The following is a 26,554-nucleotide window of genomic DNA, read 5'->3' on the forward strand; positions in this document are numbered from 1 at the left end:
GACCTCCACCGCAACCGACCCGAAAGCGAATGCGATCCGCGTGACCACCGAACTCCCCCTCCGCGCCGTTCTGTTCGACATGGACGGCACACTCGTCGACACCGAGGGCCTGTGGTGGGAGGCGGTGGAGCTGGTCGCGGGTCGGCCCCTGACCGAGGCCGACCGGCCGGACGTCCTCGGCCGGCCCGTCGAGCACACGGCGGCCTGGCTGGCCGCCGGCGGCGCCGCCGAGCGCGCCTCCCCCGGCGGCGGCACCGCCGGCCGGCCGGTCGCCGACGCGCTCGCGGCCGCGCTCCACCGGGAGTTCGCCGACCGGGTCGGGGCCGGCGTCACCCCCCGCCCCGGCGCGCTCGCCCTGCTCACCGCGCTCGCCCGCGACGGAGTGCCGACCGCCCTGGTCACCGCCTCGCCCCGGTCCGTCGCCGACACCGTGCTGCGGGCCCTCGGCGCGCTCGGCGCACCGGAGTTCGCCGTGTCGGTCACCGCGGACGACACCGTACGCACCAAGCCCGAGCCCGACCCGTACCTCGCCGCCTGCCGCGCCCTCGGCGTCGAGCCCGCGCACTGCGTGGCCGTCGAGGACACCCCCACCGGCGTCGCCTCCGCCGAGGCGGCGGGCTGCGCGGTCCTCGCGGTGCCCTCCGTCGCCCCCATCGACGCGGCCCCCGGACGGACCGTCCTGGACGGGCTGACCGGGGTGACCCCGGAGCGGCTGCGGGCGCTGACGGGTCGTCGCCTCACCGTCATGAGCTGGAACCTGTGGCTCGGCGGCTCCCTGGTCGAGGACCACCGGTCCAAGCAGGTCGCCGCGATCCGGGCCTCCGGAGCCGACGTCGTCGGACTCCAGGAGACCGGCGGCACCGCGGCCCGGGAGCTGGCCGGGGCGCTCGGCTGGCACCACCACCAGGCCGGCGGGAACCTCGGCCTGCTCAGCCGCCACCCGATCGTCGCCCGGCTCGGCGACCCGGACGTCGGCTTCTACGGCGCGGCGGGCGCCCGCCTCCTCGTCGACGGCGGGCACGAGGTGGACGTGTGGACGGCGCACCTCCACCCCGCCCCGTACGGGCCGTACGGGGCCGACTTCGACGGCCTCGCGGCGGACGAGCTGATCGCGCACGAGGAGGTGCGCCTGGCGCAGCTGCGGGAGGCGCTGCGGCGGATCGCGACGGAGGCGGGGGCGGCGCGGCCGGTCGTCCTGGTCGGCGACTTCAACGCGCCCTCGCACCTGGACCGGCCCGCGGTCGCCTGGCCGGTCACGAGGGCGGCCGAGGAGGCCGGGCTGCGCGACTCCTACCGGGAGGCGCATCCCGATCCGGTGGCGGAGCCGGGCGCCACCTGGTCTCCGGTCCATCCGGTGCACCCGGAGGAGGGCGGCCGGGCGGGGCTGCCCGAGCCGCAGGACCGGATCGACTACGTCCTGCACAACGCCCGCGGTCTGCGGGTGCTCGGTTCCCGCACCCTGGTCCTGGGGACGCCGGCCCCCTGGCCGGACGTGGCCGCGAACGCCTGGCCGTCCGACCACGCGGCGGTGGTGACCGCCTTCGCCCTCCGGCCGTGACCGCTCACTCGCCCTCCTCGGCGGTCGGCGTCTCCACGGGGCACCGGAGGCAGGAGGCGACGACGACGAGCGGCCAGACCGACTGGACGCAGGTCACCAGCCGCTCGGCGACGCCGGCCGGTCCCTGCCGGGTGGTCTCGACGAGGAACCAGAGCGCGCCGGCGCCCATGAAGGCGGTGGCGGCGAGGGCCGGGACGAGCCGCAGCCCCCAGGGGGCGGCCGGGTCCCTGCGGGCGGCGAGAACCGGCCACAGCGCGAGGAGGGTGAAACCGACGGCGGCCAGTGAGCCGTGGCGCAGCGAGCCGCCGCTGCTGGGCGTGGGGACCAGGGCGACGAGCACCGCCGCCACCCCGCCGCCGGCCAGCGCGAGCCGGCCGGCGGGCACCGCCACGCGCAGGCCCAGGGCGGTCAGCAGGTGGCAGGCGCCGAGGCCGAGGAGGGCCGAGGTCATCACCCAGAAGCCGGGGGCGCCGTAGGCGGCGAGGACGCTGATGCTCTGGGTGACGGGGTCGTACGCGGCGCCTTCCAGCCGGCCCGCGACCACCCAGCCGGCGGTGAGCAGGACGGGGGCGCATCCCGACGAGACCAGGGCCCAGAGGGGTACGGATCGCATCGGACCACCGTAGGACCGACACACGACACGCGTACGCACCGTCACCGACGCGTCGCGCGGCGTGGTCCCCGGTGGTTCACTGGCGGCATGCCTCTCGCCAGCTACGGCGTGCTCGTGGGCCAGCTCCACCGGCACTTCCGCGACGACCCCGACAACCAGGGGCGGTGGTTCCACGTCAATCTGGAGGTGGACGCGCCCGCCGGGCGGTTCCACTGCGCGGTGGACGTCGACAGCCACAAGTCCAACGTGGGCGTGCGGTGGAAGGTGCTCACCCTGGGCCCGCTGGAGCTCGGGCCCGCGGCGGGGCTGGCCCTCGGCTACCACGGCCTGTCGTCCGCGCCGGACTCCGGGGCCCTGGACTACCTGCGCCATCCCTTCCTCGTCGACCACGCGGGGGTGCTCTTCCGGCGCCGCCCGCCGGACTGGCTGACCGGGCTCATGGACCTGCTGGGGTCGCACCCCTGGCAGATCGGTTCCTATGCCGACGCCACCGCCGCCCTGGAGCCGATCCTGGTGGTGGGGCGCCGGACCCTCGTCTTCGGCGAGCCGTTCGCCGACGACGACCTGGGCCGCCTGGGCATGCACAACATCCACCAGAACCAGGGCGATCCGGCCGGTTCGCAGTGGTGGGAGGAGAACGGGATCTGGCAGGACGGCGCCACGCTCACCGAGCGGCCCGACGGACGCTACGACGTCTTCCTGAGCGCGTTCTCCTCCCAGGCGGACCACACGGACGGCTCGGGTCACCCCGTCGGGTGAGGGCTGGGCCCTCGGGGCGGCGATCCGCCCCGAGGGCCGTACCGAGCCGGTGTGTGTCAGTCGGCCGGCGTCAGGGCCACCTCCGCGCTCCCCGAGAGGGACGGCAGTCCCGCCGGGGGTGTGTCCTTGTAGGAGGCGTTGAAGACGGCCTTCAGGTTGTCGGAGCCGGCGTGGCCGCCGTCCACGAAGGTCCTGAAGGAGCCCGAGCAGCCGGTGCTCGTCGACAGCGGGTGCCCGTGCGAGTCGTGGCCGAGGATGAACGAGACGGTGACCTTCGAGCAGTCGACCGGCTGGTCGTCGGTGACGTCGACCTTCCAGGTGACCGTGTCGCCCCAGTGGAACGGGGTGCCTCCGTGCGGGGCGGGGTCGGTCGTGAGGGAGACGACCGGCGCCTTGTTGCCGACGACGATCTGGACGGCGGCGGACGCCGAGCGCCCGGTGCTGTCGGTGACCTTCAGGGTGGCTTCGAAGACGCCGTTCGTGGTGAAGGTGTGCGTGGGGTCGGCCTGGGTGGAGTCCACGGTGCCGTCGGCGTCGAAGTCCCAGGCGTAGCGGAGCGCGTCCCCGTCGGCGTCCTTCGTGCCGGCGGCGGAGAAGCGCACCGTCAGCGGGTTGACGCCGTTGACCACGTCCGCGGTGGCCTTGGGTTCCGGGGTGCGGTTGCCTCGGACGTAGTCGATGCGGGAGAGCTGGGCCTCGGGCAGTTCCGCGAAGTAGCCGGTGCCGTACTCCAGGACGTACAGGGCGCCGTCGGGGCCGAACTCGGCGTCGATCGGTCCGTCCGTCCGGATGCCGGGGACGGCGTCCTCGATCGCGAGCACCTCGTTGCGCCTGCCGAGGGTGAGGGCCTTCATCTGGTCGCGGGTCCACTCGTAGAAGAGCGGCTTGCCGGCGAGGGAGGCGGGCCAGCGGTTCTCGGCGGTGTTGTGCTTGTCGTACCGGTAGGCCGGGCCGCCCATGGGGCCGATGCCGCCCGTGCCGAGCTGCGGGAACTGCGCGGAGGTGCCGTAGCCGTAGACGATCTCGGCGTCCGTGACGGGCGGCAGCTCGGTCAGTCCGGTGTTGTGGCGCGAGTCGTTGACCGGGGCCGAGCAGTCGAAGGCGCCGGCGGACTTCTGGGTGGCGAAGTCGTAGTCCTGGTAGGGCTGGTCGCGGGTCACGCAGAACGGCCAGCCGTAGTTGGCGGGGCGGTCGATGACCATCCAGCGGCCCTGCCCGGCGGGTCCGCGGTCCGGGCGGGCGGTGCGGGCGTCGGGCGAGTAGTCGCCGACGTAGACCTCACCGGTCCGTTTGTCGACCCCGAAGCGGAAGGGGTTGCGCAGGCCCATGGCGTAGATCTCGGGGCGGGTCTTCGGGGTGCCGGGGGCGAAGAGGTTGCCGTCGGGGATCACGTAGCCGCCGTGGCGCTTGACCTTGATGCGGAGCACCTTGCCGCGCAGGTCGTCGGTGTTGCCCGAGGTGCGGCGGGCGTCGTAGGCGGGGTTGCGGTCGGGGCGGTCGTCGATCGGGGCGTAGCCGTCCGAGGAGAAGGGGTTGGAGTCGTCGCCGGTCGAGAGGAAGAGGTTGCCCCGGTGGTCGAAGTCGATCTTGCCGCCGACGTGACAGCAGAGGCCGCGGTCGGCGGGGATGTCGATGATCTTCTGCTCGGAGGCGTAGTCCAGCTTGTCGCCCGTGAGCTTGAAACGGGAGAGCCGGGTGTAGCCCTTGTACGGGGCGAAGTCCGCGGGCGTGCCGGTCTGCGGGGCGTCGCCCTCGTTGACGCCCGGGGTGGCCGGGTCGTCCATGGGGGTGTCGAGGCGGGGCGAGTAGTACAGGTAGACCCAGTGGTTGCGGGCGAAGTCGGGGTCGACGGCGACGCCCTGGACGCCCTCCTCGTCGTGCTGGTAGAGCCCGGCGGGGCTCTTCTTCATGTCGGCGGCGAGGAAGTTGACGCCGCTCTTCGGGTCGTGGATGCGGATCTCGCCGGTACGGGCGGTGTGCAGGACGCGCAGGTCGGGCAGGACGGCGAGGGCCATGGGCTCGCCCGGCCGGTCGTTGAGGGTGACCTTCTGGAAGGCCGGCGCGGCGGACTCGGCCGACGGGGCCGCGTCCGGTGCGGTGGTGGCCTGCACGGGGGCCAGGGGCAGCAGCCCGAGGGCGCCGGCCAGCGCCGCCGTGCCGAGGAGGGTGACGATCCGTCTGGTGCGCACGCGGAACTCCTTCGCTACTGGTTCGGGGGGCGGCTGCGGTCAGCGACGGGCGCGGAGGGCGGCGAGGTTGTCGTAGCCGATGCGGGCGTACTCCAGCGACTGGCCGGGGACGGTGGCGCTCGGGGCGGTGTCCTGCTCGACCATCGGGTGGTGGCGGTTCTTCGCCCCGACCCGGGTGAAGAACCGCCGGTAGTCGATGTCGCCGGTGCCGAACGGGACCATGTCGTAGCCCAGGCCGCTCTGCGGATTGACCACGCCGTCCTTGGCGTGGAAGAGCGGGAAGCGGGGCGTGTGGCGGACCACGAGGCCGGCCGGGTCGAAGATCCGTTCGTGGCGGGAGCCGTCGTGGGCGGTGTGGGTGTGGAACTTGTACTGGGCGACGTGGGCCCAGAAGACGTCCAGTTCCAGGTAGACGCTTCTGGGGTCGCTGATCTGCAGGAAGTACTCCAGCTTCCGGATGCCGGAGCTGCGGGTCGGCCGGCCCTGGGCGTCGAGCGGGCCGCCGTCGAGGAGGAAGTCGTAGGCGCTGTCGTGGTTGTGGGTGTAGAGCTTGATCCCCTCCCGGGCGGCGAGGGCGCCCAGGGTGTTCCACTTGTCGGCGGCGACGTCCCAGTCGGCGCGGTAGGGGCTGCCGGTGGGGTCGCCGCCGGTGCCCATGTGCTCCATGCCGAGGATGTTCGCGATCTCCAGGGCCCGCCGGAACGCGTCCAGGTCGGCCGCGGTGAGCGGCCAGGAGCTCGGGATGAAGCCGTGGCTGCCCTGGGCGCGCAGTCCGTACTCGTCGAGCCAGGAGCGCATCAGCCGCGCGCCCTCGACGGTGCCGAGGTCCGCGCCGCCGGGGGCGTTGGCGTGCTGGCGGTAGCCGGCGAACTCCACCTGCCGGTAGCCGTACCGGGCGAGCTGCCGGAACACCTCGCGGAAGCCGGACGGCAGGTCGGAGGCGAGCGGGTCGCGTGCCACCGCGTCCCGGACGGTGTAGAGGATCAGCCCGCGCTTGTCCGGCGGGACGAGGGCGGAGCGGCCGTGGTCGACGGCCGTCCCGGGCTCGGTCCGCGCCAGGGCGGGCGAGGAGCCGAAGACGGGGGCGGCGACGGCCACGGCCGCGGTGGCCGTGCAGGTGCTGAGGAAGCGGCGGCGGCTGACACCGAGCGTGCGGCGCAGTTCGTCGGCGGCGGTGGTCTCTTCGGGGGACGCGGTCACGGTGTGCTCGCTTTCGTGGTGACGGAGGTACGGGTGGGTTCCGCGCGCCGGCCGGAAGGCTCGGGGCCGGGCGGCGGAGGGCGCGCGGGATCGCGGAGCGGCGGTACGGGGAGCGGTGGTACGGGAGCGGCGCGCCGGCTCAGGCGAGGCCGGCGAGCCGCAGCAGGAGCGGCTTGACCTCGGTGGCCGCGGTGCGGCCGGGCAGGGCGCCGGGGGCGGAGCAGAGGACGACCGGGCCGTCCGCGTCGTCCGCGGGGAGGCGGCCGTGGCTGCCGCGGACGGGTGACGGGTCCAGGGGCACGACCGCGACGCGGTAGCGCAGGCCGGCCTTCTTGCGGGCCACGGCGGCCGCGGCCCTGAGCCGTACGTAGGGGTCCTGGGGGTCCAGGAACAGTTCGGCCGGGTCGTAGCCGGGCTTGCGGTGGATCTCGACGAGGCGGGCGAAGTCGGGGGCGCGCGCGTCGTCCAGCCAGTAGTAGTAGGTGAACCAGGCGTCGGGTTCGGCGACGGCGACCAGTTCGCCGGAGCGGGGGTGGTCGAGGCCATGTGTCTTCTTTCCCTCGTCGTCGAGGAGCCGCTCGACGCCGGGCAGGTCCCGGAGGGCTGCACGGGTGGCCGCGAGGTCCTCGGGGCGGCGGACGTAGACGTGGGCGATCTGGTGGTCGGCGACGGCGAAGGCCCGGGAGGCCGCCGGGTCGAGGTACTCCATGCCGTCCTGGGTGTGGACGTCGAGGAGTCCGGCGCGCCGCAGCGCGCGGTTGATGTCGACGGGGTGGCTGACGCGGGTGATCCCGTACTCGGACAGCACGACGACCGTGCGGCCCTCGGCCCGGGCGTCGTCGAGCAACGGGCCGATGAGCGTGTCGAGTTCGGTGGCCGCGTGGAGCGAGCGCGGGTCGTCGGGGCCGTACCGCTGGAGGTCGTAGTCGAGGTGCGGGAGGTAACAGAGCGTCAGGTCGGGTCGGCGGGTGCGCATGATGTGCCGGGTGGCGTCCGCGATCCACCGGCTGGAGGCGAGGGACGCCCCCGGTCCCCAGAACTGGAAGAGGGGGAACGTGCCGAACAGTTCGGTGAGTTCGTCGTGGAGGGCCGGTGGCCGGGTGTAGCAGTCGGGCTCCTTGCGCCCGTCGGAGTGGTAGACGGGGCGGGGGGTGACGGTGATGTCGGTGTCGGCGCCCATCGCGTACCACCAGCAGATGTTGGCGACGGTGTAGCCGGGGTGGGCGCGGCGGGCCGCGTCCCAGATCTTGTCGCCGGCGACCAGGCCGTTGTGCTGGCGCCACAGCAGGACGTCGCCGAGTTCGCGGAAGTACCAGCCGTTGCCGACGATGCCGTGCTCGGCGGGGAGGGTGCCGGTGAGGAAGGTGGACTGGGCGGCGCAGGTGACGGCGGGCAGCACGGTCGACAGGGGCGCCCGCGAGCCGGAGTCGGCGAGGTCGCGGAGGCGTGGCATGTGGGCGAGGAGCCGGGGGGTGAGGCCGACGACGTCGAGGACGAGGAGGGGGGTCGGGCGTCCGTCGGCGGGGAGCTTCGCGTCGGTCACGGGAGGTCCTTCACGGGAGTTCCTTCAGGCCGAGGTCGGTGAGCAGGTCGCGGGCGAGGGTGAGTTCGGCGGCGATGCCGTCGGCGAGCCGGCCTCGGGTGCGGGGCCGCGCTCCGGGCGGGAGGGCCTGCCAGGTGTACGTCTCGACCTCCAGGTGTCGGGTGCGGGGGTGGGCCCCGCCGACCAGGAGGGCCAGGGCGTCCTGGAGGACGGGGAGCGTGGAGGTGAGCGGCGGGGCGGGCGGGGCGTGCAGGGGGACGTGGAAGTGGGCGCGCCAGGGGGCGGTGTCGGGCAGGACCTCCCCCGTGAGCGCTTCGGTGAGGTCGTCGGTGCCGCGGAGTCCCGCGACGGTGGCCGTGCGGGTCTGGTGCAGGAAGCGCGGTTCGGCGTAGCCGGCGAGCGCGGCGCGTACGTCGGGGCGGTGGGGTTCCTCGGCGTGCAGGGCGGTGGAGAGCTGGGCCTTGGGGACGGGGACGCCGGCGGCGGCGAGTGCGGCGAGCGCCGTGGCCGGGTCCTCGAAGGAGGTCGCGAGGTGGCAGGTGTCGACGCAGACGCCGACGCGGTCGCCGGGGAGGCCGGTGAGCGCTCCGATGGCGTCGGCGGTGGTCTCCACCGCGCAGCCCGGCTCGGGTTCGAGGGCGACGCGGACGGATTTGCCGGTCAGCTCCTCCAGGGCGTCGAGCCGTTCCGTCAGGGTGGCGAGGGCGGCCCGGGCGGTGGCGGCGGCGCGCCGGTCGAAGCCGGTGCGCCAGGCGAGCGGCAGGGTGGAGACGCTGCCCTCGGTGACGTCGTCGGGGAGCAGGGCGGCGAGGAGGCGGGCGAGGTCGGTGGTGTGGGCGAGGCGCTCGGGCTCGGTCCAGTCGGGGTGGTAGACGCGGTGCTTGACCGCCGCGGCGCCGAAACCCTCGTAGGGGAAGCCGTTGAGGGTGACGACTTCGAGGCCGCGGCGGTCCAGCTCGGTCTGGAGCCCGCGCAGCGCCACCGGGTCGGCGGCCAGGGCGCGGGCGGCCTCCCTGGCGAGCCAGAGGCCGATGCCGAGCCGGTCGCGGCCGAGCCGCCGGCGCACCGGCTCGCAGTGGTCGCGGAGTTGGGCGAGGACGCCGTCGAGGGTCTCGGCGGGGTGGACGTTGGTGCAGTAGGAGAGGTGGACGAGGGTGCCGTCGGGGTGGCGGAAGCGCACGGGGCGGCCCTCCTCATTCCCCGCCGCGCAGCACGGAGTTGCCCTCGTGCAGGGCGTCCGGGACGGGGACGTCGAGCTGGAGCCGGCCGCCGAGTCCGTAGAAGGCGACGGGGTTGCGCCACAGGACCCGGTCGACGTCGTCGTCGGTGAAGCCGGCGGCGAGCATGGCGCCGGCGACCTCGCGGGTCTTCAGCGGATCGCTCCTGCCCCAGTCGGCGGCCGAGTTGACGAGGATCCGCTCGGTGCCGAAGGTGCGCAGGACGGCCACCATGCGGTCGGTGTCCATCTTGGTGTCGGGGTAGACGGAGAAGCCGAGCCAGCAGCCGCTGTCCACGGCGGCGGCGACGGTCGTCTCGTTGAGGTGGTCGAGGAGGGTCCGCTCGACGGGCAGGGCCGACTCGCGGACGACGTCGAGGGTCCGGTGGAGTCCGGCGAGCTTGTCCCGGTGGGGGGTGTGGACGAGGGCGGGCAGGCCGTGTTCGGCGGCGAGCTGGAGCTGGGCGGCGAGGGCGGTGTCCTCGGCGGGGGTCATCGCGTCGTAGCCGATCTCGCCGACGGCGACGACGGAGTCCTTGACGAGGTAGCGGGGCAGCTCGTCGAGGACGGGCGTGCAGCGCGGGTCGTTGGCCTCCTTGGGGTTGAGCGCGAGCGCGCAGTGGTGGGCGATGCCGTACTGGGCGGCCCGGAACGGCTCCCAGCCGAGCAGCGCGTCGAAGTAGTCGAGGAAGCTGGCGGGCGAGGTGCGCGGCTGGCCGAGCCAGAAGGCCGGTTCGACCACGGCCCGGACGCCCGCCGCGTACATCGCCTCGTAGTCGTCGGTGGTGCGTGACGTCATGTGGATGTGCGGGTCGAAGATGCGCATCACGGCTCCTCGGTCGGTACGCCGGTCAGGGTCAGGGCGTGGCGGAGGTCGCGGGGGACCTCCCGGCCCGCCGCGGTGCGTTCGGCGGCGAGCGCGGCGAGCATGCGGGCCAGCTCCGCGTCGCCGGCCGCCCGTCGCGCCAGATCCGCGACGGTGCTCAGCGGGACGCCGGTGAAGAGGCACTTCAGGACGGCGTGCCGCCAGGCGTGCGGGGCCAGGTGGGCCGCGGCGTAGGGACCGACGGCGGCGGCGATCAGCCGGGTGTCGTGCGTGCGCAGCGCGTCGTCCACGAGGGGCGTGGCCTGCGGGCCGTCGACGAGGGCGGGCAGGGCGTGGAGCACGGCGCGGCGCTCGGCGGCGCCGCCTTCCCGGTAGAGGCGGGTCAGGGTCTCGGTACCGGCGCGGGCCTCGACCAGCAGCAGGGTCCGTACGGCGTCCGCGGCGTCCCGGCCGCAGTGCCGGCCGGCGGTGACGAAGCGGAGCTGCCAGGCGGAGGGTGCGTGTGGTGCTGTCGCCGCTCGGCGGGCGTCGGCGACGGCCTCGGCGAACCAGGCGCGGGCGTGGTCGTCGGGCAGCCGGGCCGCGACGTGCGCGCGGGTCAGGGACGGTGGCGGGGTCAGCATGCCGGTGCTCCCTTCACGGCCGCGTCCCGAAGGAACGCGGCCGATTCCGCGGCCAGTCGCGGTCCCGCGTGCGCGTGGCGGGGCAGTTCGACGACGGTCAGGCCCTGGTAGCCGGTGGCCGCGAGGGCGTCGAGGACGGGCGGGAAGTCGATCTCGCCCTCGCCGAACGGCAGGTGCTCGTGCACCCCGCGCCGCATGTCCTCGATCTGCACGTGGCGCAGCCAGGGTGCCGCCGCCCGGACGCAGTCGGCGGGCGGCGCCGCCTCCAGGCACTGGCAGTGGCCGATGTCGAGGGTGAGGCCGAGGGGCGCGGGGTCGCCGAGCGCCGCGCGCAGCCGGTGGAAGTCGTCGAGGGTGGCGAGGAGGTGTCCCGGTTCGGGTTCGATCGCGAGGGGCACGCCCGCGTCGGCGGCGGCGTCGAGGACGGGCGCCAGCGACCTGGTCAGGCGCTGCCAGGCCGTGGGGTCGTCGGTGCCCGGCGGGGTGACGCCGCTGAAGCAGTGGACGGCGTGCGCCCCGAGGTCCGCCGCGACGCCGACCGCCGTGAGCAGCAGGCGGACCCGGGCGGCGCGGTCCCGCGGGTCGGCGTCGAGCAGCGTCGGGCCGTGCTTGCGGCGCGGGTCGAGGACGTACCGGGCCCCGGTCTCCACGGTCACGGTGAGTCCGAGCGCGCCGAGCCGGCGGGCGACCCGGGCGGTCCGGGCGGCGAGGCCGGGCGCGAGCGGGTCGAGGTGCATGTGGTCGAGCGTGAGCCCGACGCCGTCGTAGCCGAGGTCCGCGAGCAGCCCGAGGGCGTCGTCGAGCCGGAGGTCGGTGAGCCCGTTGGTGCCGTATCCGAGGCGGAGTCGCTGTCGTGCGCTCATGTGGCGCTCACCTTCCGGGCGAGGGCGCGGGCGAGGGGGGCGAGCCCCAGCACGGCGATCCCGGTGCCGGCCGCCCCGGCCCGGGCCGCGAGCGCGGCCTGGAGCGGGATGAGGGCGCGGATCCCGCCGCCGACGGCCCGCTGGGTGAGGGCCGGGGAGGGGTTGAGCGCGGCGTGGAGCAGGGGGCCCGTGGTGGTGCCGAGGTACAGGGCCGTGGGCAGCAGGCGGGCGAGTGCCGCCGTGCCGCCCGGCTTCCGGAGCGCCCCGATCGCGGTGGCGGCCCCGAGCGCGGACGTCGCGGCGAGGGCTCCGAGCGGGGCGAGCGTCGCACCGCCCCGCGTCTCGTGCCGGGACACGGCGGTGACGGCGTACGTGTGGAGGGCGAGCGCTCCGGCGGGCGCCGCGACCCGGAGTCCGGTACGAGCGGCCGCACCGCGTCGCGCGACCGGCGCCGTGCCGGCGGTCCGTACCGGGGCGGGGCCGGTGGCCGTGGCGCCCAGGACGAGGTCGAGGGCGCGGGCGGCGGCCATGGCGGCGGGGCCGGCGGGCGTGTGCTTGAGACGGAGGTCGTAGGCCCACACCGTGCCGGCCAGGGCGGTGGCCACGGTGAGGGCCGGGCGGCCGGCGCGGGCGGCGAGGGCGAGGCCGGCGGCGGTCAGGAGGCCGGCCGCGCCCAGCGCCGCGGCCGGGGTGATCCGGCCGGAGGGCAGGGGGCGGTGCGGCCGGTCGACGGCGTCCTCCTCGCGGTCGGCCCAGTCGTTGAGCGCCATGCCGGCCTGGTACAGGCAGAGCGACGCGCCGACCGCGTACGCCGTCCCCGGGCCGGGCCGCAGGCCGCGGGCCGCGGCCCCGGCGAGCGCGTCCCCCGGCACGCTGAACAGCGCGGAGACGCGCAGCAGTTCGGCCCAGGCCCGGATCCGCCGGGTGCGGTTCGGGCGGCCGGGGCGCGTCACCTCGCCTCCCGCAGCCGGTCGGCGAGGGCCAGCAGCGCGGCGAACTGCTCCGCGAGGCCGGTGGGCCCGCCGTCCGGGTCCTTGAAGTAGAAGCCGAGCTCCGGCAGCGGCCCGGAGAGCCCGGCTTCGTGGGCGCGGGCGACCAAGCGGGCCAGGTCGAGGACGAGGGGTGCGGCGAGTGCCGAGTCGCAGCCCTGCCAGATGGTCTGGAGGACCATCCGCGATCCGAGGAAGCCCTCGAAGGCGATGTGGTCCCAGGCCGTCTTCCAGTCGCCGAGCGCGGGGACGTCGTCGATGTGGACCCGGCCCTCCGGCCGGTGGCCGAGCGTCTCCGTGAGGACACGTTCCTTGCCGGCGTTCTTCGCCGCCGCGGCGGCGGGGTCGGCCAGGGTCGCCCCGTCTCCCCCGCCCAGCAGGTTGGTGCCGGACCAGGCCCGTACGTCCAGCGCCCGCTGGACGAACATCGGGGCGAGCACCGAGCGCAGCAGCGTCTGGCCGGTCTTGCCGTCCCGGCCCGCGTGGGGCAGTCCGGCGGCGGTCGCGGCGGCCGACAGGTCCGGGGTGCGCAGCCCGGTGGACGGGGTGAAGTCGACGTAGGGACAGCCGGCTTGGACGGCCGCGGCGGCGTAGAGGGAGCTCGGCGGCAGGCGTGCGGCGTCGGGCGCGGGCGGCGGCTCCGTGCTGGAGACGTTGACGACGACCACGCGGGCCAGTGCGTGGCGGCCCCGGAAGGAGTCGAGGTCGGCGGCGAGGTCGGCGATGATGTCGTGGTCGGTGCGGGGGTCGTCCGGGAGGGGGCCGCCGGTGCGTATCTCCTCGTCGGCGGCGGCGAGTTCGGCGTGGACGGCGGCGGCGAGGCCGTGCGGGAGGACGCCGGCGCCGGTGAGCTGCTCGGCGCGTTTGGGGAGCGGGCAGGTCGCGATGTCGTGGCCGCCGAAGACGAGCGCGGCCAGGGACGGCAGCCCGGCGCCGGCGAACGCGGGGGTCTCGGTGACCATGCCGGTCGCCGGGTGGAGTCCGGCGCGGACGGCGGCGCATCCGGCGACGGCCGTGGTCGCCACGGAGCCGCGTGCTCCGGCGAACCAGACTCCGGTGCGTGCGTGGGTGTGAGTCACGGGCTGCCTCCTTGCCAGGTCGTGGGTGCGTGGGGTGGAGGGCTGGGGGTGAGCCGGGGGGTGCGGTGCCTCCCGGGTGCGGCCGGCGGGTGGTGCGGGCCGCCCCGAGGTCCGGAGGTGAGGTGCGAGGCGCCGTGCGGGGCGGGGGCCTTGCCCGGTCCCGGCGGGTGCGGGGTCGGGGCGGGCCGGGGACGGGACGGTCGCTCCGGGGCCGGCTGAGGGGACCGTAGCCCCGTTCGTCCGCGACCGAAAGCCCTTGCGCAGCAGATCGGTCGAACTTTCTCCTCCATCAGGACAAAGCCGTGCGCGGGCAGGCCGGACCGCCCGGTGGCGCCCCTCGCCACCGGGCCCGGCCGGGGGTCCTACCGGTCGCCGCCGGAGAACGCCGCGTCGAACGAGGCGGACGGCGGGTCGAAGTCGAACCGCTTCAGATGGGCCAGCGCCTCGGGCGCCCCGGTGAGCCGGTCCATCCCGGCGTCCTCCCACTCGACGGACACGGGGCCCTGGTAGCCGATGGACCGCAGCATGCGGAAGACGTCCTCCCAGGGCACGTCCCCGTGTCCGGCGGAGACGAAGTCCCAGCCGCGGCGCGGGTCGCCCCACGGCAGGTGGGAGCCGAGCCGGCCGTTGCGCCCGTCGAGGCGCTTGCGCGCCTCCTTGCAGTCGACGTGGTAGATCCGGTCCCGGAAGTCGTACAGGAAGCCCACCGGGTCGAGGTCCTGCCAGACGAAGTGGCTGGGGTCGAAGTTGAGCCCGAAGGCCGGACGGTGGTCCACCGCCTCCAGCGCGCGGCGCGTCGTCCAGTAGTCGTAGGCGATCTCCCCGGGGTGCACCTCGTGGGCGAAGCGGACCCCCTCCGCGTCGAAGACGTCGAGGACGGGGTTCCACCGCTCGGCGAAGTCCTCGTAGCCGCGCTCCACCATGCGCTCCGGCACGGGCGGGAACATGGCCACCAGGTGCCAGATGGAGGAGCCGGTGAAGCCGACGACGGTGTCGACGCCGAAGGCGGCCGCGGCGCGCGCGGTGTCCGCCATCTCGGCGGCGGCCCGCCGCCGCACGGCCTCGGGTTCGCCGTCGCCCCAGATCCGGGCCGGCAGGATGCCCTGGTGCCGTTCGTCGATCGGATGGTCGCAGACCGCCTGGCCCACCAGGTGGTTGGAGATCGCGAAGCACGTCAGGCCGTACTTGTCGAGCAGGGCGTGCCGTCCCGCCAGGTACGACGGGTCGGCGAGGGCCCTGTCGACCTCGAAGTGGTCGCCCCAGCAGGCGAGTTCGAGGCCGTCGTAGCCGAAGTCGCGGGCTAGCCGGCAGACCTCCTCCAGCGGCAGGTCGGCCCACTGGCCGGTGAAGAGCGTGAACGGACGCGGCATGAAGCCTCCAAACGAGTGCGGGCGGGCCCTCTAGCGGACCTCGGCCGGCACTTCCTGGACGGGTGTGTAGACGGCGTTCTTCCGGGCGCTCTCCTCGACCGCGGCGAGCACCCGCTGCACCCGCAGCCCGTCGGCGAAGGACGGCGACGGATCGGTGCCGGCGCCGATCGCGGCGACCAGGTCGCGGGCCTGGTGGGTGAAGGTGTGCTCGTAGCCGAGGGCGTGGCCGGGCGGCCACCACGCCTCCAGGTACGGGTGTTCGGCCTCGGTGACGAGGATCCTCCGGAAGCCCGCGGTGGCGGCGGGCTCGCGGTGGTCGTGGAAGGAGAGCTCGTTGAGCCGCTCCAGGTCGAAGGCGAGCGAACCCCGCTCGCCGTTGATCTCCAGCCGGAGCTGGTTCTTGCGGCCGGAGGCCATCCGGCTCGCCTCGAAGGCGGCGAGCGCCCCCGAGGCGAGCCGTGCGGTGAAGACGACCGCGTCGTCGACGGTCACCGGCCCGCGCGGGGCGCCGCCGTCGGCCCGCCCGGACGGCGCGGACAGGCCGGCCGCCGCGGCGGCGGGCCGGGGCCGCTCCCGTACGAAGGTCTCCGTCTGGGCGGACACCCCGACGATCGCCTCCCCCGCCAGGTACTGCGCGAGGTCGACGATGTGCGCCCCGAGGTCTCCCAGCGCCCCCGACCCGGCGTGCTCGCGCTCCAGCCGCCACGTCAGCGGGAAGTCGGGGTCGACCAGCCAGTCCTGGAGGTAGCTGACCCGGACGTGTCGCAGGGTGCCGAGCCGCCCCTCGGCGATGAGCCGACGGGCGTACGAAAGGGCGGGCACGCGCCGGTAGTTGAATCCGACCATCGCCACCTGGCCGCGGGCGCGGGCGGCCTCGGCGGCGGTGGCCATGGCCTCGGCCTCGGCCACCGAGTTCGCGAGCGGCTTCTCGCACAGGACGTGCTTGCCGGCCTCCAGCGCCGCGATCGCGATCTCCGCATGGCTGTCCCCCGGGGTGCAGATGTCGACGAGCTGCACGTCGTCCCGGGCGATCAGGGCACGCCAGTCCGTCTCCGCCGCCGCCCAGCCGTGCCGCTGGGCGGCGGCCCGGACGGCGTCCGCGTCCCGGCCCGCGATCGCCGCGAGCACGGGCCGCAGCGGCAGGTCGAAGACCCGGCCCACGTTGCGCCAGCCCTGTGAGTGCGCGGCGCCCATGAACGCGTACCCCACCATGCCGACGCCGAGTCCGGGCGGCGCGGTCGCGTCGCTGTCCCGCTGTTCCATACGGTTCCTCCTGGTCAGAGAGTCACTGACTCGTCGGTGTGCTGCGCGGCCGGGCATCCCCCCGGGAGCCCGGACCCGGTCAGTTGAAGCCGGTGGGCAGGTAGTCGTCGACGTTCTCCTTGGTCACCACGGCCGAGTAGAGCGTCAGCGAGGACGGGATCTCCAGCTCCGCCAGACCGCCCACGCCCTTGCCCTGGCCGAGCGCGCGGGCCAGGTCGATGGCGGACGCGGCCATGGTCGGCGGGTAGAGGACGGTGGCCTTGAGCACGCCGGTGCCGGCCTTGATGGCGTCCATCGCGGACCTGGCCCCCGCGCCGCCGACCATCAGGAAGTCGTCACGGCCGGCCTGCGCGATGGCGCGGAGCGCGCCCACGCCCTGGTCGTCGTCGTGGTTCCACAGGGCGTCGAAGGCGGGCTGCGCCTGGAGGAGCTGGGCCATCTTGGCCTGGCCGGACTCGACGGTGAAGTCGGCTGCCTGCCGGGCGACCTTGGTGATGTTGGGGTAGTTCTTCAGGGCGTCGTCGAAGCCCTGGGTGCGCTGCCGGGTGAGTTCGAGGTTGTCGAGCCCGGCGAGTTCGACGACCTTCGCGTTCGGCTTGTCCTTGAGCTGCTCGCCGATGTAGGTGCCGGCGTTGAGCCCCATGCCGTAGTTGTCGCCGCCGATCCAGCAGCGGTACGCCTGCGGGGACGCGAAGACGCGGTCCAGGTTGACGACGGGGATGCCGGCCCGCATCGCCTGGAGGCCGACCTGGGTCAGCGCCTTGCCGTCGGCGGGCAGGATGACGAGGACGTCGACCTTCTTGTTGATGAGGGTCTGCACCTGGCCGATCTGGGCGGCGGTGTCGTTGGAGCCCTCGGTGATCTCCAGGGTGACGTCGGAGTACTTCGCGGCGCGGGACTTGGCGTTCTGGTTGATGGCGTTGAGCCAGCCGTGGTCGGCCTGCGGTCCGGCGAAGCCGATGGTGACCGGCTTGCCGGGCTTGTCGTCGGCGGCAGGGGTGCTGCCGGCCGGCTGTTCCTGCTGCTTGGGCTCGTTGCTGGTGCAGGCGGTCAGCAGCGCTCCGGCGGAGACGGCGGCGGTGCCGAACAGAAGTCCTCTGCGGCTGGGGGCGGTTCGGGACATGGCGGATCAACCCTTCGGCTGGGCGGGGCGGGACGGGTCGAGGAGCGGGGGTGCGGCGGGACGGCGGTCAGGCGTCGCCGCCGCGCAGGCTCCGGCGCTGGACGAGGACGGCGGCCACGATGATCGCGCCCTTGGCGATCTGCTGGACGGCCGTCTCCAGGTTGTTGAGGGCGAAGATGTTGGTGATGGTCGTGAAGATCAGGACGCCGAGGACGGAGCCGACGATCGTGCCGCGTCCGCCGCTGAGCAGGGTGCCGCCGATGATGGCGGCGGCGATGGCGTCGAGTTCGTACAGGTTGCCGTTGGTGTTCTGGCCGGATCCGGCGAGGACGATGAGCATGAACGCGGCGACCCCGCAGCACAGTCCGGACAGCAGGTACAGGTACAGGCGCTGCCGCCGGACGTCGATGCCGGCGAGCCGGGCCGCCTCCGCGTTGCCGCCGACGGCGACGGTGCGGCGGCCGAACGTGGTCCGGTTGAGCAGCAGCCATCCGACGACGGTCACGGCGGCGAAGACGAGGACGAGCGGCGGGACGCCGAGCACGTAGGCGTCCTTGACGCCGAGGTCGAGGACGTCGGTCACGGTCACCATCTGGGTCCTGCCGTCCGTGATCTGCAGGGCGAGACCGCGGGCGGAGGCCAGCATGGCCAGGGTGGCGATGAACGGCACCATGCCGCCGTACGCGATCAGCAGCCCGTTCACGAGACCGCAGCCGACGCCGACGAGCACCGCGGTGAAGAGGATGCCCGCGAAGCCGAACTCCTGGGTGGCGACGGTCGTCGCCCACACGGACGCGAGGGCCACGATCGCGCCGACCGACAGGTCGATGCCGCCGCTGGTGATGACGAACGTCATGCCGACGGTGACGACGCCGATCACCGACGCCTGCGTCAGAACGAGTTGGAGGTTGCTGGTGGCGAGGAAGGAGTCGGGCTGGGTGATGCCGCCGACGGCGACGAGGGCGACGAGGACGCCCAGCAGCGACATGCTGCGCACGTCCCACCGCATCAGCGCCGGTCGGCGGGTCCCCTTCCCGGCGGTGTCGGAGGTGGCGGCGGACATCGGCGCGTCCTTCCGCGCGGCGGAGGCCGGCTGCGTCATGGCGTCGGGTTCCCTTCCATCACGAGATCGAGTACGCGGTGCTCGTCGAGCTCCCGGGCCGGCGCCGTGTGCACGACGGAGCCTTCGCGGAGCACCAGCACGCGGTCGGCGAGCCCGAGGACCTCGGGAACCTCGCTGGAGACGAGCAGTACCGCCAGTCCTTCGTCGGCCAGTCGGCGTATCACGGCGTAGAGCTCCGCCCGGGCGCCGATGTCGACGCCCCGGGTCGGCTCGTCGAGCAGCAGCACCTTGCAGCCGCGCAGCAGCCAGCGCGCGAGCACGGCCTTCTGCTGGTTGCCGCCGGAGAGCGTCCTGACCGCCGCGTCCGGGTCGTCGGGCCGCAGCGACAGCTCGCGTACCGCCCGGTGCGCGGCGGCCCGCTCGGCACGCCGGTCGAGCCAGCCCGCGCGGGAGTAGCGGGAGAGGGTGGCGACCGAGACGTTGCTGCCGACGGACTCCAGCATCAGCAGCGCCTGCGCCTTGCGCTCCTCGGGGGCCAGTCCGATCCCGGCCCGGACGGCGGCGCGGACGCTGCCCGGGCGCAGTGGGACGTCGTCGACGAGGACGCGGCCCGCGTCGGGCCTGCGCGCCCCGTAGATCGTCTCCAGGATCTCGCTGCGGCCGGAGCCCACCAGTCCGGCGAGGCCGACGATCTCGCCGGGCCGCAGTGCGAGGTCGAGGGGGGCGAACTCGCCGGCACGGGTGAGGCCCTCGACCCGGAGGACGGGGTCCCGGGCGGCGGCCCCGTCGGTTCCGTCGGTGGCCTGCGGGCGGTCGGGGAAGACGTGCTCGACGGTGCGGCCGGTCATGAGGGCGACGATGTCCCGGGTCGGGGTGGTGTCCGCCGGCAGGCCGCCGGCGACGGACCGGCCGTCCTTCAGGACCGTGACGCGGTCGCCGATGCGGCGGATCTCCTCCAGCCGGTGGGAGATGTACACGACGGCGACGCCGTCGGCGGTGAGTTCGGCGACGATCCGGAAGAGGTTGTCGACCTCGTCGGGGTCGAGCGCGGCGGACGGCTCGTCCATGACGATCAGCCGCACCTCGTGGGAGAGCGCCCGGGCCATGGAGACGATCTGCTGCTGGGCGGCGGACAGCTCGCCGACGTGCCGGGCGGGATCGATCTCCGGGTGCCCGAGGCGCTTCAGCAGCCGTGCGGCGGCCGTGCGCGCCCTGGCCCCGCGTACGACGAACCCGGCGGAGGTCGGCTCGTTGCCGAGGAACACGTTCTCGGCGACGGACAGTCCGCCGACCAGGTCCAGCTCCTGGTAGATGGTGGCGATCCCCAGCCGCATGGCCGCGATCGGAGAGGTCAGGGAGACCGGTTCGCCGCCCCAGGTGATCTCTCCGCCGTCGGGCTGGTGGGCTCCGGCGAGGACCTTGATGAGGGTCGACTTGCCGGCGCCGTTCTGGCCGAGGAGGCAGTGCACCTCGCCGGCCTGGACTTCGAGGTCCACGCCGTCCAGGGCGCGGACGCCGGGGAACGACTTGGTGATGCGGTTCATCGTGAGCAGTGGTGGGCGTGATGCCATCGGGATCCCCTCGGCGGATGCGGCCGTGAGCGGGCAGGGCGAAGCGGGGCGCGGTGAGCGGCGCGGGAGGAGAGGGAGCGGAGCGAAGGGCTCGGGGCCCCGCGGCCTCGGACGTGCCGGCGCGTGCGGGGTGAGCGGGCATGGCTGACAGCCACGGGACCGTTGCGTGGTGCGGGGCGGGGTGGTGCGGGGGCGGTGACGCGGTGGTGCCGGGTCGTGCGGTGGTGCCGGGTCGTGCGGTGGTGCCGGGTCGTGCGGTGGTGCCGGGTCGTGCGGTGGTACGTGCCGCGGCGCGCGGCGTACCGCTGCCGGAGAAGGGGGAGCCGGGCGCGGGCCCGGCCCCGTCAGGCGGGTGAGAAGACGTGGTCGCTGATGAGGCGGGCCGCGCCGATCACTCCGGCGGTGGGACCCAACTCGCCCAGCACGATGGGGAGGTTGCCGGTCGCGAGCGGCAGCGACTGGCGGTAGACCTGGGTGCGGACGCTGGCCAGCAGGGTGTGGCCGAGGCCGGTGACACCGCCGCCGATGACGACGAGTCCCGGATTGAAGAAGCTGACGAGCCCGGCGATGACCTGGCCCAGCCGCTGTCCGCCCTCGCGGATCAGCTCCAGGGACACGGTGTCGCCCGCCGCCGCGGCCGCCGAGACGTCCGCGGCGGTCAGCTCGCCGGCCGCCTCCAGCCGCGCGGCGAGCTGCGCCGAACGGCCCGAGCGGGCCGCGTCCTCCGCGTCGCGGGCCAGTGCCGCGCCGCTGAAGTGGGCCTCCAGGCAGCCCAGGTTGCCGCAGGCGCAGGCCCGCCCGTCCGGCTGGACCTGGATGTGCCCGATGTCGCCGGCGCTGCCCGTCGTACCGCGGTAGACCTGGCCGCCGATCACGATGCCGCAGCCGATGCCGGTACCGATCTTGACGCACAGGAAGTCGCCGACGGAGCGGGCGACGCCCGCGTGCTGCTCCCCCATCGCCATGAGGTTCACGTCGTTGTCGACCATCACCGGGCAGCCGAGGTCCTGACTGAGGGCCTCGCGGACGGGGAAGCCGTCCCAGCCGGGCATGATCGGCGGGGCGACGGGCACGCCCTCGGGGAAGCGGACGGGGCCGGGGACGCCGATTCCCGCGCCGTCGAAACCCTCCGCGGCCCCCGACGCCTTGAGCTTGTCCGCCATGGCCAGCACCCGCTCGAAGACGGCGACGGGCCCTTCGCGGACGTCCACGGGCTGGTTCAGGTGCCCCAGGACCTCCAGCTCGGCGTTGGTGACGGCGACGTCGATCGAGGTGGCCCCGATGTCGACCCCGAGGAAGCGCAGCGCCGGGGCGAGCCGGAGGTTGTGCGAGCGGCGTCCGCCGCGTGAGGCGGCGAGCCCGTCCGCGACCACCAGTCCCGTCTCCAGCAGCCGGTCCACCTCGACCGCCAGCTTGGATCGGGACAGGTCGACCAGATCGCCCAGCTGCGCACGGGAGTTGGGCCCTCCGTCACGCAACAGGCGCAGCAGTCGCGCCTGGTGCACGTTCGCGGGTCGAGCGGTCATCCGTCTCACGAATCCCTCCCCTCCCCCGCCACCGGCTGGGGGCCCGAATGCCTGTCTCCGGTGGTTCACCCGTCGGGCTTTCGAGAGGAACGTAGCAGCGCCTCACCGGCCTGGGAACTACTTGAGCAGGAAACGGCGACGACTTCTTCCACTCCCGGGACAAAGGGCGGTCCCGGCGGAGACGACGGAACGGCCCCCTCGGCGGAAGGGGCCGTTCCTCGGGGCACGGGTCGTCAGGACGCGGGGACCTCGTCCACGAAGGACGTGCCGGCGCCGCGCAGGGCGGCGACCTTCGCGGCGACCTGGGCCGGGGTGAGGACCTGGTCCTTGACGTGCAGGACGTAGTCGACCTGCTGGTCGTAGGCGCGCGGGGTGGTGGAGGTCTGCCCGTCGAGGTCGATCAGCCACTGGTTGAAGTTGATGGACATGGGCCGCTCGGGCAGGTAGGCGGCGTCATGGGTGCCGAAGAGGGCGCCGTCGACGTAGTAGGTGATCCTGCTGTTGTCGATGGTGACGACCAGGTCGTGCCAGCCGGCAAAGCTGGTGCGGCTCTCGCTGTGCTGGTTGACCGCCTGCCAGGGGTCCGGGTTGTAGGTCTCCCAGGAGGTCGTGTACAGGATGTTGGCGGGCTCGCCCCAGCCGCCGTTGGGCAGGTACTCGAAGTCGTACTCGGCGTAGTCGTCGGCCATCGGGGCCTTGAGGTCGTTGATGGTGAAGAAGGTCTGGACGACGCGGTCGCCGTCGGGGCCGTACTTCGGGGCGTCGGAGAACTTCGCCCGGGCCGCGTAGGTGCCGTTCCTGAACTTGGTCGCCTTGGTGAGGACTTCGGTGTGGACGGTGGTGGATCCGGTGCCGGCGCTGGAGGTCTCCAGGTTCATCACGGTGTTGCCGCTCTGGGTGGCGAAGGTGACCTTCGAGGGGTCCCAGGTGGCGCCCGGGACGCCGGGGCCGCCGGAGTTGGAGCGGACGTTCCAGCCGTGGGAGGCGAGCGCCGGGTCGGTGTGCGAGGTGTACGAGAAGTCGTCGAAGAGGGTCTGGCCGCCGCCGGTCGGCGGATCGGTGGGCGGGTCGGTCGGGGTCGGCGGGTCGGTCGGCTCGTTCCCCGCGGGCGCGGTGCCCCACACGGTCGCGCCGGCGAGCTGCGCGGTGACCCTGGTCCAGTCGGCGTAGGCGGTCTGGGTGCCGGAGAAGGAGTAGTCGTCGCTCTGGGTCAGGGTCTGCCAGCTGGACTGGTGGAAGCGCAGCTGCATGTCGCCGGTGTCGGCGCCCGGGGCGAGGGAGCCGGCCCCGGGGGTGAAACCGATCTCCAGGTAGCGGTCGGCCGTCGCGGTGGGGTTGGCGAGGGTGCCGAAGGTGCCGGTGACGACCGAGCAGCCCTTGACGGCCCAGGAGCAGGCGAAGCGGTACGAGGCGGTCGGGGAGTCGGCCTTGAAGTAGTAGCGGATCTTGACCTGGCTCAGCTCGACGGCGGTGGTGCCGGTGTTGCGCACCTTGAGCCAGGGCTCGCTCTGGTCGGCGGTGGCACCGGAGGCGCTGGTGCGGTACTGGACGGCGAGGCCGTCGCCGGGGGCGGCGGAGGCGGTGGTCAGGGGCAGGGTGGCCAGGGCGGCGCTGCCGGCGAGGGCGGTCAGCGCGAGGGCCGCCCGGGTGCGGCTGGTGGTACGGGGACTCATCCGGCGGTTTCCTTCCGTTCGCTCCCGCCGGCCGGCGGGAGGGTTCGTGGGGGCGGGGGCGCGGCACCTGTCACGCGGGGGGCGGGTGCCGTCCGGTCCCGGAGGGTGTCGTGGGGGACGCCGAGCGCGGTGAGCCGCGCGCGGTGCCCGTCCATCCGGGTGCGGAAGTCGGGCCAGTCGTGGTCCGGGTTCCACGCCCGCTCGGCGAGGGCGCACAGGCGGGGGTAGGTGAGGTACTCGATGTGGTCGGGGGTGGGGACGAACTCGGTCCACAGCTGTCCCTGGGCGCCGAGGACCCGTCCGGCGAGCTCCGGCGCGCTGTCGGGCGGCAGCAGGTCGAGGCCGTACACGGTCCGCAGGTCGAGGCTGTGGCCGGGCTGGGCGGGGGGTTCGCCGGGGCCGGGGCCGCGCGCGTAGTCGAAGTAGACGCGGCGGTGGTCGGCGTGGACGACGTCGTGGCCCCGGCGGGCCGCCGCCCAGGCGTGTTCCGGGGTGCGCCAGCTCATCACGGTGCACTCCGAGGGCAGGGCGGCGCCGTCCTCGGCCCAGGCGACCGGGCGCCGGCCGGCCCGGAGGACGTGGTCGGCCATCCTCCCCAGGAACCAGCCGTGCAGTTGGCGGGGGCCGGGCAGCCCCTCCCGTGCGGCGCGGGCGATCGCCGCGGGGCTGGACTCCCATTCGGCGGTCGGGACCTCGTCGCCGCCGAGGTGGACGTACGGGGAGGGGAAGAGGTCCATGGTCTCGTCGAGGACGGTGCGGAAGAAGTCGAGGACGTGGTCGCCGACGCCGAGCACGTTGGTGCAGACGCCCCACCGGGTCCAGACGTCGAGGGCCCGTTCGGGGTGGTTCCCGAGCGCGGGGTAGGCGGCGAGCGCGGAGCGTACGTGGCCGGGCACGCCGATCTCCGGTACGACCGTGACGCCCCGGCCGGCGGCGTACGCGACGAGACCGGCGAGTTCGGCGCGGGTGTACGAGCCGCCGTGCGGGCGGCCGTCGAAGCGGTCGCTGCCGGCGGGTCCGACCATCGACTCCGCGCGGCGGCCGCCGACTTCGGTGAGTCGCGGGTAGGCGGCCACGGGCATCCGCCAGCCCTGGTCGTCGGTGAGGTGGAGCTGGAGCACGTTGAGCTTGTGCAGGGCGAGGAGGTCGACGAAGCGGTGCAGGTACGTCACGGGCTGGAAGTGCCGGGCGACGTCGAGGAGCATGCCGCGCCAGGGGTGCGCGGGGACGTCGGTGATCTCCACGCCGGGGAGCTCGACCCGGTGCGGCGGGGCTCCGGCCGGGGTGCCCCCGGCCGGCTCGGGACGGTGCGTGCCGCACCCGACCGGAGCGGTGTCCGGACCGCTCGGCAGGGTGAGTGCTTCGGGCGGCAGCAGCTGGCGCACCGTCTGCACTCCGCGGAGGAGACCGGTGGGGCGGGCGGCGCGCAGCAACACACCGTGCGCGGCGACGGTGAGTCCGTATCCCTCCTCCCCGAGGCCGGTGAGCGCGGGGTCGAGGGCGAGGACGAAGGTGCCGTCGTCGGCGTGGTCCAGGCGCAGCCCGGTGGCGGGGGTCAGATAGCCGCGCAGGAGGCGGGCGGCCCGTTCGGCGCCCGGGGCGACGCGCAGCCGGGTGGCGGTGTCGAGACGGAAGCCCCCGGGGCGGAGGGAGATCCGGCTGGGGCGCGGCACGAGGGCGAGGTCGGGGCGGGGGCGGGTGGGCGGGTGGTCGTGTCGTGTCGGCTCGGTCAGCCCTTGACCCCACCCGCGGTGAGGCCCGAGGTCACATGGCGCTGGAGGGCGAGGAAGACGATCAGGGCGGGCAGGGCGAAGAGGGTGGAGGCGGCCATGGTGGCGCCCCAGTCGGTGCCGAAGGTGGTCTGGAAGGAGGAGAGCCAGACCGGCAGGGTGCGGTTGTCCTGCTGCTTGATGATGAGGAAGTTGGCGTAGGTGAACTCGTTCCAGGCGGTGATGAAGCCGAAGAGCGAGGTGGCCATCAGGCCGGGGGCGAGCAGCGGGAAGGCGATCCGGCGGAAGGCGCCGACCCGGGTGCAGCCGTCGACCTGCGCGGCCTCCTCCAGTTCGGGCGGGATGCCGGCGAGGAACCCGCGGAGCACCACCACCGTGAACGGCAGCGTGATCATGAAGTAGACGAGGGTGAGGGTGGGCAGCCGGTCGAGCATGCCGGTGTCGCGGGAGATGATGTAGATCGGGATGACCAGGGACTCCCAGGGCGCCATCTGGGCGATGAACACCGCGAGCATGAACGGGCGGCGGCCGCGCCAGCGCAGCCGCGCCACGGCGTACGCGGCGCCGAGCGCGACGACCAGGGCCAGGAGGACGGCGCCCAGGGTGACCAGGACGCTGTTGCGCCAGAAGAGGGCGAAGCCGTCGGCCTGGACCGCGGTGCGGAAGTGGTCGAAGGTCCATTCGTCCGGGATCAGGCGGGGTTCGTAGGACTGGATGTCGCGGGAGGGCCGGAAGGCGGTCGTGACCATCCAGTACACGGGGAAGAGGCAGATCGTGACGGTGAGCGTGGCCGCCAGGCGCAGCGGGAGCCGGCGGAGCGCGCGGCGCGGTGCGGTGCCGCGGGTCGTGGTCACAGGTGCTCCCCTTCCTGGCGGAACAGTTGGCGGAAGTAGAGGACCAGGACGCCGCTCATCAGCAGGACGGTGACCATGGAGGCGGCCGCTCCGAGGTCGTAGCGCTGGCTCGCGAGGGCGGTCTGTACGGCGTGGACCGGCAGGATCGTGGTCGCGTCGCCCGGTCCGCCGCGGGTCATGACCCAGATCTGGACGAACGCCTTGAAGGTCCAGATGACTTCGAGGGAGACCACGAGCATGAAGATCGGCCGGACGAGGGGGAAGGTGACGGAGCGGAAGACGCGGGTGGCGCCGGCTCCGTCGAGGCGGGCGGATTCGTGGAGCTCCGCGGGGACGGTGGTGAGGGCCGAGTAGAGGGTGATGGCGGCGAACGGCACGGACTGCCAGACGACGAGGAGGACGAGGATGGTGAAGGCGGCGCCGCCGTCGGCGAACCAGGGGTAGCCCTCGAAGGAGGTGAAGCCGAGGTCGGTGAGGGTTTCGTTGACGATGCCGAACTCGGAGTGGAACAGCCACTGGAAGACGGTGGTGGCGGCGACCACGGGCACCGCCCACACCAGGACCAGGGAGCCGAGGACGACGGCCCGGCCGACCCGGCCGAGCCGTTCGATCATCAGGGCGACGAGGGTCGAGAGGATCATGATGGCGAGGACGTTGACGGCCATGAAGAGGAAGGTGCGGCGGACGACGTCCCAGAACCGCGGGTCCCCGAGCAGGGTCTGGTAGTTCCGCAGCCCCACGAACTCGGCGTCTCCTCTGATGAGTTCGCGGAGCCGGAAGTCCTGGAAGGAGATGAGCAGGGCCCGGCCGAACGGATAGAGCAGGAGGTAGAGCATGCCCAGGACGGCGGGTGCGACGAGCAGGTAGGGACCGAGGGCGGGGCGGCGTCCGCGCGGCGGACGCCCGCGTGCGGTGGTGAGCAT

The 26,554-nt window shown here is 74.1% G+C and carries 22 protein-coding genes; 2 read left to right on the forward strand and 20 right to left on the reverse strand.

The genetic code is table 11. From position 1 onward, the window contains the following. Positions 1–40: 40 nt before the first annotated feature. The gene (locus IF73_RS0104190) at positions 41–1,558 is read left to right on the forward strand and encodes an HAD-IA family hydrolase (RefSeq protein WP_267883564.1); all 1,518 of its coding nucleotides are present in this window, start codon (positions 41–43) and stop codon (positions 1,556–1,558) included. A 4-nt stretch (positions 1,559–1,562) separates the two neighbouring features. Here IF73_RS0104190 and IF73_RS0104195 read toward each other — a convergent pair whose 3' ends face one another. Then, positions 1,563–2,171 carry a DUF998 domain-containing protein gene (locus tag IF73_RS0104195; RefSeq protein WP_031003522.1) on the reverse strand — a complete coding sequence of 203 codons (609 nt, stop codon included), beginning with the start codon at positions 2,169–2,171 and terminating at the stop codon, positions 1,563–1,565. Positions 2,172–2,258: 87 nt separating this feature from the next. Between IF73_RS0104195 and IF73_RS0104200 the strand changes: the two genes are divergently transcribed. Continuing rightward, entirely contained in the window at positions 2,259–2,930 is a 672-nt protein-coding gene (locus IF73_RS0104200; RefSeq protein WP_031003523.1) for a DUF2278 family protein, read from the forward strand. Between the two features lie 56 nt (positions 2,931–2,986). Here IF73_RS0104200 and IF73_RS0104205 read toward each other — a convergent pair whose 3' ends face one another. From IF73_RS0104205 to IF73_RS0104295, 19 genes are all read right to left on the reverse strand, one after another. Then, on the reverse strand, positions 2,987–5,119 hold the full coding sequence (locus IF73_RS0104205) for a PQQ-dependent sugar dehydrogenase (RefSeq protein ID WP_031003524.1): 2,133 nt from the start codon (positions 5,117–5,119) through the stop codon (positions 2,987–2,989). Between the two features lie 39 nt (positions 5,120–5,158). Then, on the reverse strand, positions 5,159–6,319 hold the full coding sequence (locus tag IF73_RS0104210; RefSeq protein WP_031003525.1) for a sugar phosphate isomerase/epimerase family protein: 1,161 nt from the start codon (positions 6,317–6,319) through the stop codon (positions 5,159–5,161). Between the two features lie 139 nt (positions 6,320–6,458). Then, positions 6,459–7,862 (reverse strand): alkaline phosphatase family protein, encoded by a 1,404-nt coding sequence (locus IF73_RS0104215; protein ID WP_031003527.1) that lies wholly within the window; start codon positions 7,860–7,862, stop codon positions 6,459–6,461. 10 nt (positions 7,863–7,872) lie between these two features. After that, positions 7,873–9,042, reverse strand: coding sequence for a metabolite traffic protein EboE (gene eboE / locus IF73_RS0104220; protein ID WP_031003530.1), 1,170 nt, complete (start codon positions 9,040–9,042; stop codon positions 7,873–7,875). Positions 9,043–9,055: 13 nt separating this feature from the next. Then, the gene (locus tag IF73_RS0104225; protein WP_031003531.1) at positions 9,056–9,904 is read right to left on the reverse strand and encodes a TatD family hydrolase; all 849 of its coding nucleotides are present in this window, start codon (positions 9,902–9,904) and stop codon (positions 9,056–9,058) included. Next, on the reverse strand, positions 9,904–10,527 hold the full coding sequence (locus tag IF73_RS0104230; RefSeq protein ID WP_031003532.1) for an EboA domain-containing protein: 624 nt from the start codon (positions 10,525–10,527) through the stop codon (positions 9,904–9,906). Before IF73_RS0104230 ends, IF73_RS0104225 begins: the two co-directional genes overlap by 1 nt. Then, positions 10,521–11,390, reverse strand: a complete 870-nt coding sequence (locus tag IF73_RS0104235; RefSeq protein WP_037878225.1) for a sugar phosphate isomerase/epimerase family protein — start codon at positions 11,388–11,390, stop codon at positions 10,521–10,523. The genes IF73_RS0104230 and IF73_RS0104235 overlap by 7 nt, the downstream gene beginning before the upstream one ends. After that, positions 11,387–12,343, reverse strand: coding sequence for an SCO3242 family prenyltransferase (locus IF73_RS0104240; protein ID WP_234338147.1), 957 nt, complete (start codon positions 12,341–12,343; stop codon positions 11,387–11,389). Before IF73_RS0104240 ends, IF73_RS0104235 begins: the two co-directional genes overlap by 4 nt. Next, complete coding sequence (locus IF73_RS0104245; protein WP_031003535.1) at positions 12,340–13,458, reverse strand: inositol-3-phosphate synthase; 1,119 nt, start codon at positions 13,456–13,458, stop codon at positions 12,340–12,342. The genes IF73_RS0104240 and IF73_RS0104245 overlap by 4 nt, the downstream gene beginning before the upstream one ends. A gap of 362 nt (positions 13,459–13,820) precedes the next feature. Then, positions 13,821–14,828 carry a sugar phosphate isomerase/epimerase family protein gene (locus tag IF73_RS0104250; protein WP_031003537.1) on the reverse strand — a complete coding sequence of 336 codons (1,008 nt, stop codon included), beginning with the start codon at positions 14,826–14,828 and terminating at the stop codon, positions 13,821–13,823. Between the two features lie 30 nt (positions 14,829–14,858). Beyond that, positions 14,859–16,091, reverse strand: coding sequence for a Gfo/Idh/MocA family protein (locus IF73_RS0104255; RefSeq protein ID WP_031003539.1), 1,233 nt, complete (start codon positions 16,089–16,091; stop codon positions 14,859–14,861). Between the two features lie 79 nt (positions 16,092–16,170). After that, entirely contained in the window at positions 16,171–17,214 is a 1,044-nt protein-coding gene (locus IF73_RS0104260; RefSeq protein ID WP_031003541.1) for a substrate-binding domain-containing protein, read from the reverse strand. A 67-nt stretch (positions 17,215–17,281) separates the two neighbouring features. Beyond that, positions 17,282–18,316, reverse strand: coding sequence for an ABC transporter permease (locus IF73_RS0104265; protein WP_031003543.1), 1,035 nt, complete (start codon positions 18,314–18,316; stop codon positions 17,282–17,284). Then, a complete protein-coding gene (locus IF73_RS0104270) occupies positions 18,313–19,848 on the reverse strand; it encodes a sugar ABC transporter ATP-binding protein (RefSeq protein ID WP_031003548.1) in 1,536 nt (511 codons plus the stop codon). Before IF73_RS0104270 ends, IF73_RS0104265 begins: the two co-directional genes overlap by 4 nt. Positions 19,849–20,192: 344 nt before the next feature. Beyond that, complete coding sequence (locus IF73_RS0104275; protein WP_031003549.1) at positions 20,193–21,374, reverse strand: ROK family transcriptional regulator; 1,182 nt, start codon at positions 21,372–21,374, stop codon at positions 20,193–20,195. Positions 21,375–21,607: 233 nt separating this feature from the next. Then, entirely contained in the window at positions 21,608–23,047 is a 1,440-nt protein-coding gene (locus IF73_RS0104280) for a cellulose binding domain-containing protein (RefSeq protein ID WP_031003551.1), read from the reverse strand. Then, complete coding sequence (locus IF73_RS0104285) at positions 23,044–24,720, reverse strand: beta-N-acetylhexosaminidase (protein ID WP_234338148.1); 1,677 nt, start codon at positions 24,718–24,720, stop codon at positions 23,044–23,046. Before IF73_RS0104285 ends, IF73_RS0104280 begins: the two co-directional genes overlap by 4 nt. 56 nt (positions 24,721–24,776) lie before the next feature. Then, entirely contained in the window at positions 24,777–25,631 is an 855-nt protein-coding gene (locus IF73_RS0104290) for a carbohydrate ABC transporter permease (protein ID WP_031003553.1), read from the reverse strand. Then, positions 25,628–26,554 carry a carbohydrate ABC transporter permease gene (locus IF73_RS0104295; protein ID WP_051716518.1) on the reverse strand — a complete coding sequence of 309 codons (927 nt, stop codon included), beginning with the start codon at positions 26,552–26,554 and terminating at the stop codon, positions 25,628–25,630. Before IF73_RS0104295 ends, IF73_RS0104290 begins: the two co-directional genes overlap by 4 nt.

The sequence above is a fragment of the Streptomyces sp. NRRL F-5727 genome, from assembly GCF_000719555.1.
Classification (GTDB): Bacteria; Actinomycetota; Actinomycetes; order Streptomycetales; family Streptomycetaceae; genus Streptomyces.